Origin of the sequence: Nostoc sp. (genome assembly GCF_036916575.1) — a bacterium.
GTDB lineage: Bacteria > Cyanobacteriota > Cyanobacteriia > Cyanobacteriales > Nostocaceae > Nostoc.
Window position 1 is genome coordinate 23488 of the sequence record NZ_JBALGC010000023.1, and the last position, 11525, is coordinate 35012.

11 protein-coding genes are annotated in these 11525 nt (G+C 40.2%); 3 read left to right on the forward strand and 8 right to left on the reverse strand.

The window, feature by feature from the left end; translation table 11 throughout:
- Positions 1–157: 157 nt before the first annotated feature.
- Positions 158–1060 carry an undecaprenyl-diphosphate phosphatase gene (locus V7L29_RS06725; protein ID WP_334734938.1) on the reverse strand — a complete coding sequence of 301 codons (903 nt, stop codon included), beginning with the start codon at positions 1058–1060 and terminating at the stop codon, positions 158–160.
- A 276-nt stretch (positions 1061–1336) separates the two neighbouring features.
- Between V7L29_RS06725 and V7L29_RS06730 the strand changes: the two genes are divergently transcribed.
- Complete coding sequence (locus V7L29_RS06730) at positions 1337–1690, forward strand: hypothetical protein (protein ID WP_334692099.1); 354 nt, start codon at positions 1337–1339, stop codon at positions 1688–1690.
- On the opposite strand, the gene bioD is transcribed toward V7L29_RS06730, so the two are convergent.
- The 7 genes from bioD to V7L29_RS06760 form a co-directional block, all read right to left on the reverse strand.
- Positions 1687–2367 (reverse strand): dethiobiotin synthase, encoded by a 681-nt coding sequence (bioD, locus tag V7L29_RS06735; RefSeq protein WP_334734939.1) that lies wholly within the window; start codon positions 2365–2367, stop codon positions 1687–1689. The genes V7L29_RS06730 and bioD overlap by 4 nt on opposite strands.
- Positions 2367–4112, reverse strand: a complete 1746-nt coding sequence (locus tag V7L29_RS06740) for a protein kinase domain-containing protein (protein ID WP_334734940.1) — start codon at positions 4110–4112, stop codon at positions 2367–2369. Before V7L29_RS06740 ends, bioD begins: the two co-directional genes overlap by 1 nt.
- Before the next feature lie 171 nt (positions 4113–4283).
- Positions 4284–5873 carry a glycosyltransferase family 39 protein gene (locus V7L29_RS06745; protein ID WP_334734941.1) on the reverse strand — a complete coding sequence of 530 codons (1590 nt, stop codon included), beginning with the start codon at positions 5871–5873 and terminating at the stop codon, positions 4284–4286.
- 222 nt (positions 5874–6095) lie between these two features.
- Positions 6096–7097, reverse strand: coding sequence for an NAD-dependent epimerase/dehydratase family protein (locus V7L29_RS06750; RefSeq protein ID WP_334734942.1), 1002 nt, complete (start codon positions 7095–7097; stop codon positions 6096–6098).
- Between the two features lie 208 nt (positions 7098–7305).
- Positions 7306–7671 carry an SMR family transporter gene (locus V7L29_RS35455; protein WP_442944146.1) on the reverse strand — a complete coding sequence of 122 codons (366 nt, stop codon included), beginning with the start codon at positions 7669–7671 and terminating at the stop codon, positions 7306–7308.
- A gap of 20 nt (positions 7672–7691) precedes the next feature.
- Complete coding sequence (locus V7L29_RS06755; protein WP_334692094.1) at positions 7692–8276, reverse strand: YqeG family HAD IIIA-type phosphatase; 585 nt, start codon at positions 8274–8276, stop codon at positions 7692–7694.
- A 44-nt stretch (positions 8277–8320) separates the two neighbouring features.
- Positions 8321–9307 (reverse strand): decaprenyl-phosphate phosphoribosyltransferase, encoded by a 987-nt coding sequence (locus V7L29_RS06760; RefSeq protein ID WP_334692093.1) that lies wholly within the window; start codon positions 9305–9307, stop codon positions 8321–8323.
- Between the two features lie 625 nt (positions 9308–9932).
- Here V7L29_RS06760 and V7L29_RS06765 point away from each other — a divergent pair.
- Positions 9933–10949: a ribose-phosphate pyrophosphokinase gene (locus V7L29_RS06765; RefSeq protein ID WP_334692092.1), complete on the forward strand. Its 1017-nt coding sequence runs from the start codon at positions 9933–9935 to the stop codon at positions 10947–10949.
- A gap of 195 nt (positions 10950–11144) precedes the next feature.
- Positions 11145–11477, forward strand: coding sequence for a hypothetical protein (locus V7L29_RS06770; protein ID WP_334734943.1), 333 nt, complete (start codon positions 11145–11147; stop codon positions 11475–11477).
- Positions 11478–11525 lie beyond the last annotated feature (48 nt).

The following is an 11525-nucleotide window of genomic DNA, read 5'->3' on the forward strand; positions in this document are numbered from 1 at the left end:
GTTTGTATTTTGTAGTTTGAAAGTGTTTTAATTTGGCAGATTTCGATTAGATGGTAAAAACAAGCGTATATTCTCTGGTTTTGTTCTATATTAAGGCTTGTAAATTGGCGAAGGTATTGTATTTACGCTGTCCTACTTAGCCTATTATTAGTTAAACTCAATTCTGCAACCAACCAGCCATCACAGCAACTATCAAAAATATACCCATCGCAAAGCGGTAGAAAACAAAAATCCAGGTACTGCGTTTTTCCAAGTAGCGTAGGAGTCCCCAAATTGCTAGAAAAGCGGAAATGCTAGCGGAGATTAAGCCTACCAACAAAGTCAACCAACCAGCCGCACTCAGTCCTGATTCCGTAAGAGTGTGGAGTTCTACAGCACCTGCCAAAATCACGGCTGGTAAGCCCAACAAAAAAGAAAATCGGGCAGATGTCTCCCGTTTCATGCCCAAAAATAACCCAGCAGTGAGGGTGGAACCAGAGCGAGAAACGCCAGGGATTAGGGCAAAAGCTTGAGCAACCCCTACCCAAATACCATCCCAGAGGGTGAGCTTGTCAAAAGTGCGGTCGCGTCCTCCGCGTTTTTCTGCGATCGCCAGCAATCCTGACATAATAATTGAAGCCGCACCGATGACTACTAACCCTCGGATTGGTGAGTTGCAGGCGTTAAGAATTGGTTTGAGTAGCACACCAGCCACCGCAATGGGCAAAGTTCCTAGCAATAAACCTAACATCAGTTGCAAAGAACTAGATTGATAATCTTGCCCGCTAATTGCTCTAACTGTCTCTCCTGTTAATTTTTTTAAGTCTTGCCAAAAATAGACTAAAACAGCAGTCAAGCTAGCTAACTGCATTGCTGCGGAAAAAGCAGACCCCGGATCTTTGAGTCCCAGTAGAGTTGGCACTATCCGCAAATGAGCGGTACTGCTAATTGGCAGTAGTTCTGTAATTCCCTGAACGATACCTAAAATAATCACGTCAATCCAGCTAAAGTTAGCAAAGTCTAGATTTACTTCGCTACCGTTGTTACAGACTGCACTCGCCACCACAAAAGAAAGCATCATGATATCAGGCGTAATTAATTTACTTTTAATCAAATACCGACAAATTAACTTATGCCAGTGACGTTTGTGTGACTAAGATATGGTACTTGGATGATATTTAATCCAATAAATACATCGTGTAAATGTATCGTGTGTTCGCACAGCGTGTCGCGAGGCAAGGAATACCATTTAGTAATTCTAATAACGTTTTTAACCATTCATATTTAGCACAGACGAAAGCTGCTAATGAAGTGTTTAATCCCAAAGATAAAATAAGGCAGGTGAATCCTGCCTTGTGTGTCACTAGAGTTAGGTGAATTTCATCCTTCCTCACCATTGCATGTCTTATTGACAAAGCTATTACCGAGTTATGTCAGAACTGTGACTACACCAGTTGTAAACAGGGCTTGGGCGTTCGCTACCAATCAGTTGCTCAAGTCTTATCTGAGTAAACCAAAAAGTTTTTCTTTGAAGAGCGATGCCGTACCCCTACGGAGAAGCAAGCTATGCGTAGCGTCTCGTAGAGAAGTGCGGGCTACGCCTACGCTAATAATCATACCCAATGACGCCAGTCGCCTCTTTGAAAGGAGACGCTACGCGAACAAGTCGGAAAACCCGCCCACGGCGCTGGCTCCCCAATGCCCAATTTAAAGTGTCAGTGTTTCCCAATCTAAATCTGATGCTATTTGAGCAAGTTTATCTAAATCAGTTAGGTTATCTAGATAAGGTAAGCAGCCTAAAACTGGCGTGTTAGTGAGTGATTGAATCAATTGGTGTGGTGTCCAGTCGGCTATTTCTGCATCCGTTCGTCTTTGTACGCAGTTCAGAACAATGCCTTTAAGATTGATGCGCGATTGTTTAGCTAATGCTACATTCGCCACTGCTTGAGCGATCGCACCCAATCTAACTGGCACTACCAATAGTGTTGGTAAACGCCATTCTCCCGCTAAATCCGCTACTGTTAATTCTTCAGTTACTGGCGAACCTAATCCACCTAAGGCTTCTACAAGCAGAAAATCACGATGCGATCGTAACTTAGACAAAGCTTGCCACACAAGTGCTAAATCTACTCGGCGATTTTCCCGTGCTGCTGCTATGGGAGGGGCTAAAGGTGCTTGAAAGTACAAAGGTGTAATTTCTTCTGGAGATTGTTCTAGGGCAAATAGCTTTTGATACCACTCGCGATCGCCAATCCCCGATTGAATCGGTTTCATGATTCCCCAGCTACGCTGCGGGTAATATTTTTGCCAATATGCTGCTAATGCTGTTGTTAAAACAGTTTTACCAGCTTCCGTATCAGTTCCAGTAATCAGTAGTGTGTTTAACATTAATTTCTTTGGCCAGAAAATGGCTGTGTTCCATCAGCTGGCGGAAAAGTTGGCGTTTCACCAGTTGGAGGAAGTGAGGTGGGTGTTTGTGTCGGAAATGGCAGCGGTGTTTGTGTCGGAAATGGCAGCGGTGTCTCTGTGGGAATTGGCAGCGGTGTCTCTGTGGGAATTGGCAGCGGTGTCTCTGTGGGAATTGGCAACGGTGACTCTGTGGGAATTGGCAACGGTGTCTCTGTGGGTGTTGGTTTGACTGGTTTTTCTAATGCAACATTCAGGTTGTAATTGCTTTCGGCAACTCCTGAAACCAGTGTTAACTCAATAGTATATCTACCAGTAACCAGCAATGTGCCTTCATAAGATGTTACTTGCTGGGCATTCTGATCAAATGGTTGTTGATTGGGACTTAAGACTGTTAGCAAAACACTGCTTCCTGGGTCAATAAACGCAGTTAACTTGTCACCTTCCTGTCCGAAAAAAGTGTACCGGATTATTTGATTTGTTTTGAGAGTATCTTTAACTGTGGCTGTGTTATTAGATACTCCCAGATTCAGGCGCTTACTAGATACAACAGGTTGATCGTTGATGGGTGTGGGTGTGGATGTGAATGTAGTACCACCAGAAATCACTGGTGAAGGGAAATTTTGTGGAAGCGTCTCATTTGCTGTTTTCGACTGACTGCGGATGGAACTGACCAGTGCCCAAGAACCAAATCCCGCTATGATCACTACAGCAGTGCCAATTGCTGCGATCGCTAAAGGATTATCCAAGACTGAGCTAGTGGGACTTCGTGGAATCACAGGATCGGGTTGTTTTTTCTTGGGCGAAGTTGCTGGTGGTACTACCTGAGGACGGCGACCAACAGCCATTGTTTGCAAGTTTGATACATTAGGGGTAGGAACACTAGGTTGAGCCAGAGATTGCAGTGCTTGGGATACATTAGCAGCACTTTGGTAGCGATCGCTCGGTATAGGATTCAACATTCGATTCAAAACCTGGGCAAATCGTGGATTCACTCTTACCCACCGCTGCCAATTCCAAGTTAGTTGGTTTTCATCAAATAGATCGCTTGGTTCTTTACCAGTCAGCAAAACTATCGCACTCACCGCTAATGCATACAAGTCACTACTAGGGTAAGCTCCCCCTGTTTGCATTTGTTCACTAGGAGAGTAGCCTAATTTTCCCACGGTGGTTACTGGCATTGCGTTCTCTGGCGATCGTAAACGCTCTGCCAGTTCTTTTACCACCCCAAAGTCAATTAACACAGGTTTAGCGTCACTATCTCGCAAAATAATATTTTCTGGCGAGATATCCCGGTGAATAATCCCTCGACTGTGAATATGCTCTAAAACAGGTAACAACAACTGTATCAGCTGCAATACTTCAGCCTCTGTGAAGGTTTGACCAACAGCTTGACGTTCAGCCAGCAGAGTTCGGTACGTCTGACCTGCAACGTAGTCCTCCACCAAAAATAAGCGTTGGTCTTGCTCAAATCTTTCCCGGAATTTAGGCACTTGTGGGTGTTCGATTTGATATAAAATGGCAGCTTCTCGGTGAAAAAGCTCTTGTGCCTTCTCCCAAGCCAAAGCCTCCGTTGCTGTTGAAATCAATTCCTTGATCGCGCAAAGTTCGTTAAAGCGCCTCTGGTCTTCTGCCAGATAGGTTCTACCAAATCCTCCTTGTCCGAGAATTTGAATTATACGGTAACGGTTTTGCAAGACAGTGCCAACTTTAATGGGTGGTTGCATGATCGATTCATTGAGTGTAGTAGCAACTGAGGAGGAAGTCACCCACAAAGATTAAGTCCAAGAGGCGACAGACAGTTACCTGCGGCAATATTCTACTATACCCAAAGGGTACACTCCCACCAGAACAAGGTTTTTTCGTACTGCATAACTTAAGAGTCTGCAATCCCCAATTCAATTTTTCTTCCTGGGAAAACGATAGATTTTGAAATATGCAAAATTAGCTTGAGAATCCAGGTTATACAAATCACTCATCTGTTTTTCAATCAATCCCTTGGGAAATAGATGTTCACGATTAACTACGATAAAAACTGTATCCGCACTATTTGTTAATTTTTCAATTTTTTCTGCAAAATTTTCATCAGTAATTCCCTTTCTTAACTGATCCCCCAAATTCCTCCCATCCAGACTTAGAGTGTCACCGTAGTATCTAAATAATCTGGGATTACCAAATAAAAATACAGATTGTGTAGAAGATGAACGATTTTTTAGAATGTAATGGATTGCAGAGCGGTAGTCATCTTTGCGATAGTCATTATTAAAGTAGTAGTTAAAAAGAGAATAAATATTCAGAACTATTAGAGATATGACAGCGATTTGAGCAAACTGAGACACTCCATAGCGCTTTGAGGTAATACCAGGTCTTTGACTGAAAGCTGATGGGATAAGCATGGCAAGTGGTAACCAAAGATAATAAGAGTGACGCGGTACCCAATTAAATTTAGTGACTATAGCTAAGAGCAATCCTAGTAAAAATGCCATGACAAAAACAGAAGCAAAGAAGTAATCAGGATGCTGCTCTCTGTTATTTTTTTTGTGTCTCAATAAAACTTTTATTAAAGCTAGAAAAATTACAGTACAGACAATCACTAATAAAAGTATGTGAGGCCAGTAACGAAGCATAATCTGTACTCTATTATCGCCGTGCAACTGCTCCGTTGAAGGCCCATACGTTGTCCCCACTAAAATTCCATTTAACACAAATATAATATTTTGAATTATCGGAAATCCCAGGCGAGAAACTGCAATGCTTTCCGGATCAGTTGCTCCAGGTAAAGTCAGGTAATATAAAACTGGCGGTAAAGATAAAAACGCAGCCGGAAGCCACCATTGTAGCCATTGTCTTAAATTTCTATAGATGGCAATATGAGATAGACATAGAGCTGTAGTGGAAAAGCAGAAGTTAATATTAGTAAAAATTCCTATGGCAGTAAAAATACTGAATAGCCATATTGAAATACCTTGATTACCTTCATTTTTAACTAATGCCGTGCTGAAGAAATATAGTTGAAGTGAAGCTATAAACATTGCTAAGGCATAAATTCTTGCCTCTTGGCTATAGTAAACACAGAAAGAACTGAATGTCAGAATTAGCAGAGACCATAAAGCGTGCTTTTTTCCATATATCCGCAAAGCAGTAAAGAATATAACGATAGTTGAACCAATTCCTAAAATAGCAGAGAGTGAGCGAAGGGCAAATTCACTTTCACCAAATACCTGACGCCACAAAAACAGCACTATAAAATACAGTGGTTGAAATCTATCACTATTTCCTATGTATCTTACTCTTGCAATACTCTCTTGAAGTGTTGAAACATCAGAATTAGTTAAGCTCAAACCCTCATCATACCATAGACTCTGGTTTGAGAGCATAAAGAAGCGGAGAAAAACACTTAAAATAATCACTATTAAAACAGAGAGATAATATCTTGACCATCTCTGATTTTGGATTTTTATCCTATTCTGATTTTGGATTTCTATCATAATTTTATTTTCTCTGTATAACATTACAACAAGGACTGCCGCATAGCTTCTTTAAATCTAAAAATCGGCGTATAACCAAGCTATTATTGCGCTTTAAAAGTGAAATCAGCTATCGTTTTATTCATCTGTGAAACAAACACGATTTTTCGGAAAGTACAATCCCATTTTGGGATTTATACATCTGCCTGTTGTCAAGCATAGGATGCTCATCGCTAGATAATTTTAGTGCTTATTAGTAACTTTAGTAACTGGATTTTTTAAGCGATTTTTATATTCCTTGAATGCCTGATATATCATTTCATCATCTTGATAATCAGGTTTCCAACCAAGCTCATTTTCAGTTTTCGAGATATCAACAATATAGTTTTCGTCGGCAATCATAAATTGTTCTTCATACATCAGTGTTAGACCTAATTTATCAAGTAACTTCAGAACTTGCTTAATCAAACTGCCCGAAGTTTTGATTAAAAAAGAATTTGATCTTACCCTCTTAATAAAGTTGCCTAAAAGTTCTTCGACACTTGGTGGTTCTTTTGAACCAAGATTGTATTCTTGGTTAGGAACTCCTTTATTTACAGCGAATCGAATAGCACTCACACAATCGAAAACAGAAACCATCTGATAATGGTTGGAGCCATTTCCAATCATCGGAACTGGCAAATTTTTATTGATTAAAAAAAATAATTTTCCTAAGACTCCCAACCTGCCTGGACCAATAATCAGGCGGGGTCTAAAAATTGTTATATTGATCCCTCTATCTCGATATAATTTACATAAATCTTCTGCTTTTTTTTTGCTCTGACCATAAGGACCATAGGGTTTCCTGTCATGGTTTATATCTACAGGAAGCCTTTGTGGCTTGCCATAAACCATATCAGTACTGAAATATATTAGATTTCGGCTGCCTTGTCTACTTAAATGTTCTAATACGTTGGCAGTACCAATACAATTAACTTCTTCAAAATATTGTCGTCTATTTCGTCTTGGAATATTACGGTCATACTGCCTTGCGGCTAGATGATAAACAATATCGGTAGGCCTCAGTTTCAACGCCTCAAAGGCTTCTGGTTTAGTAATATCAAGTTTTATAAATGCTGCTTCTGGATAAATTGGTAGCTTGCTTTGGTGAATATCGCAAACTATAACTTGTTTGCCTTGACTAATTAAATCTTCGGCTAAATACCGACCGACAAAACCATCTCCACCAAAAATTATGTGTCTCATCAACTTGAACCTTTATTAATTAAGTTTACATGAAAAAAGGACGACTACTTACAAATAATCTACATTCACTTTTTTCAGGTTAATTATTTTTATACTCCGGACAGTTTTTTCAGCCTCAAACCAAACTTTGAAAAAATATCTTAAGCCTAGCAGTATTCTGAGTTTGGATGAAATAAACACTATTTAATTTTGTCCGAAATATTGTTATTTACCTTTTGGAAATGAAAACAACACCGAGGCATATAAAGAATATGCCAGTAAGCCTACTAATAGATAGGTTTTCATGAAAAAAGCTATAACCTATAATTGCAGTAAGAATGTAGCCAATACTTAGGAAAGGATAGGCGAAGCTTACCTCGACACGTGATAAAACTAACAACCACAAAGCGACGCTAAACATATAGCATCCTAATCCAAGAATAATGAAAGGATTGCCTGCAACTTTAAATATAATTTGTGCAATATTAACTAGGGAAAAGTCGAAATACCCAACCATAAGCATGCCCTTTTTTAAGAATACTTGAGCCAAGGCATTTAAGCAGACACCGGACAGTATTAAAGGAATATAGTTCATAACAAGCACTGACAATAATTCTACAAGAAACTTTTATAGTCAACAGCAGCATCAAAATCCCAAATTTCACTGCCATCAGCATAAGGTATTTGTACCCATTTGCTGGCGAGTTTTTCCCACCATCGGGGGGGATGGGGAAGTGTGGCAGATTGGATACAATAGCAACCAGAAAGCCATGCTCCTAAAACATCAGTATGTAAACTATCACCAATGACGACTACTTGTTTGGGTTGCAGCCGCATATAAGCAATTGCCTGACGAAATGCCCAGGGAAAAGGCTTATTGGCTGGATTAATAGCCTGGATATCGAGACGATGTGACCAAAATTTGACGCGATAGCGACGTTTCCCATTCGAGAGGATAAAAAATTGCAATCCGGCTAACTTTGCTTGTGTAATCCAATCTTCTGCCCAAGGAGAAACATAGCGGTCATCTTCCGAAATAATAGTGTTATCTAAATCGAGAATGATTCCTTTGATACCACTAGTTTTAATTTGGTCAATTTCGATCTCAGCCAGTATGTGGACATGTCGTGGGAGTATGTAGCGTTTCTCTATGACAGATGGTCGGCGCCACTTGCGTAAAAAAAAATTGAAATTTTTCATCGGCGAAATTCTCGAAGATTATGCTGTTTTCCCATCAACCAAATTTAGTCGATTAGCCCTTGATGTTTGAGCCAGAGAATCGCAAAGCAGGTGATAATCCAACCAATAACAGTGACTAAGATAGGCAAGTCTCTCAATAAAATTTCTTCTGGTCGCTCACTGCGTCCACTTTGCTCAATAATGTCGTCACTGTAACTGATAATCTCCTCAGGATCACTCAGCAGTTGATAGCGAAAAATTCCATACAAAACAAATGGCAAAGTAATTAGCATCCAAGAGGTGGACGCCCCATGTAGATGGGGACCCGCACTCCAAAGAGCATAGGTGACAACCGTGCCAGTAGTGACAACATTTTCCATGCGAGTCAGTAGGGGCAAGGAATAGTATTTGAGGACAGAGCGTGGCTTGTTGCCTTTAATTTGCGCTAATCGCAATTCTGCTTTGCGCTTTTCAATACCCAAGAATAACGCCAGCATTGCAGTGCAAACTAAAAACCAAGCTGATAAAACAATGCCGGTGGCAGCAGCACCGGCACAAGCTCGTAGAACAAATCCGGTGGCGATCGCCCCAATATCCAAAATCACCATCCGTTTGAGTCGCAGATTATAGGCGATTTGTAACAGGGCGTATGCAGTTATGGCTGCACCTAACTGGGGCGATCGCAACCACCCAAAAATCAGAGCACTACCTAATAGCACCAATGCCATTCCAGTAGCAATACGGATGCTAACTAAGCCGGCGGCAATTGGTCGCTTACACTTGACAGGGTGCTGACGGTCAGATTCAACATCTGCGATGTCATTGATTAAGTAGAAGCTACTTGATGTACAGCAAAATAATACAAATGCCAATAGGCTGCCTAGCAGAGATTGCAGATTGATGCTAAATGCAAACAATGGTGCTGCAAACACCACCAGGTTTTTTGTCCACTGTCGCGGTCGCATAGCAGCTAAATAGTACGCTGACTTCTTAGAACTAGTTGCTATAGCAGTTAAAGATTTTTCTACTACTGAAGTACGCCGAGAGTCCATAAGTATCCCTGTCGCCTCTCTGTGTCAGGAGAATTAGATTGAACAACTTTCGCAGCTTTACTTAAAATTTATCTTAGTAAAATTACTTACAAGTTTTTACCTAGTTGATAGTACCTTTGTTGAGTAATGTTTTGTGATGAATCAGGATTTTTTTATAAAATCTTTATGAAAACTTTATTTAATCTTTATCTGAGAACTTATACGTAAGTAAATTCTGTTCTGTGCTAAATTATTTTAGACATATCGTTGTTTTACTACGTAAACAAAAGAGTAATCAGCTACAATTTTAATACTTAGATAAAAATGTTATATTCTATACGAGAACAAACTTCAATATCATTTAAGTTATAAATGAGGTAGTTAGCAGAAGCTATCTAGCACAACAATCTTTAAAAGATTGGGTTATTTAGCTCAACTCAAAAAATTTTAACTATAGACCTAGTGGACGGTCTTGATGTCCGTTAAGCTATCAATAGTTTGCTTGCCAAGAAAATTAGACAATTAGCGAATGATAATTTTATGGAAAAATGTTTAAATTTTGTATGGAAGCTTCAATAAAACTCACAGATGTTTTTTTAGGCGATTTCTTGGTTAAATCTATTAAATCTCTAATGATAATATTACTATGAATGCACATAGAGGATCTGCTGTGCTCAGTTCTGCAACTTTCAAAGTGCAACCATCTGCAACAGGACTGACCGATAATCATCGCCTGCGGCTGTTTTCTGGCTCTGCCAATGTACAACTGTCTCAAGAAGTAGCTCGTTATCTGGGTCTTGACTTGGGACCAATGATTCGCAAAAGATTTGCGGATGGAGAACTTTACGTTCAAATCCAAGAATCGATTCGGGGTTGTGATGTCTATTTAATCCAGCCATGTTGTCAACCCGTGAATGATCACTTGATGGAATTAATGATTATGGTTGATGCCTGTCGTCGAGCTTCTGCGCGACAGGTAACGGCAGTAATTCCCTACTATGGCTACGCCCGCGCTGATCGCAAAACGGCAGGACGAGAGTCAATAACCGCCAAGCTGGTTGCTAACTTGGTTACCGAAGCAGGTGCTAACCGTGTTCTAGCAATGGATTTGCACTCGGCTCAGATTCAAGGCTATTTCGATATACCCTTTGACCATGTTTACGGTTCACCAGTATTGCTGGATTATCTAGCAAGGAAAGAACTACCAGACCTTGTGGTTGTTTCCCCCGATGTTGGCGGTGTAGCACGAGCTAGAGCATTTGCCAAAAAACTGAATGATGCTCCCCTGGCAATTATTGACAAACGTCGTCAGGCACATAATGTTGCAGAAGTGTTAAATGTCATCGGCGATGTTAAAGGTAAAACAGCAGTGTTGGTGGATGACATGATCGACACTGGGGGCACGATCGCTGAAGGGGCGCGATTACTGCGTGAAGAAGGAGCGCGTCAAGTATACGCCTGTGCAACTCATGCGGTGTTCTCTCCACCAGCGATGGAGCGGTTGTCCAGTGGCTTGTTTGAGGAAGTCATTGTCACTAATACGATTCCCATACCAGAAAATAATCGTTTTCCACAACTAGTGGTGCTGTCAGTTGCTAATCTGTTAGGAGAAACTATCTGGCGGATTCATGAAGATACTTCAGTCAGTAGTATGTTCCGCTAACTGTCATTCCCATTATAAGGATAAATTACCCACACTAACCCTTTGATAGCGGATAGTGTGGGTTTTTAGCATATCTAAAATTTCTGTACTCAGATGACAACATAAACAGTTCGAGTTTTCAAGCTGGATTAGAGAAAACTCTTTCTCCCTCTGCCCCCTACGAGGCTTTCCTCGTTCTCATAGGAAGTTAAAAAGATGAAAGCTAAAAAAGTTAAAATTAAGACTAGACCTGGGATCACTGATGAGCTTATTCATGATTATCTTACGCAGTTCGGTTTAATAGAAAATTATTATATTTGGGGTACACCTAAATTAAACATTGGGATAATATATTATTTATCGTATGACAAGAAAATTGTTACATTTTTAGTTGAAGACGATCAACTTAATGGAATATACAAAAGGGATCTTGAAAAAATGGGAGTTCCTGTTTTTGAGGATTCTTTAGAATGTAATGAGTATGAAAAAGCCCTCTTGGAAAAGGCTAATAAAAAAGATGACCGAAAACCAAAGGATACAAATCCCTGAATTTATTTATGGGGATCATTAATTTTGAATTTTGAATTTTGAATTTCC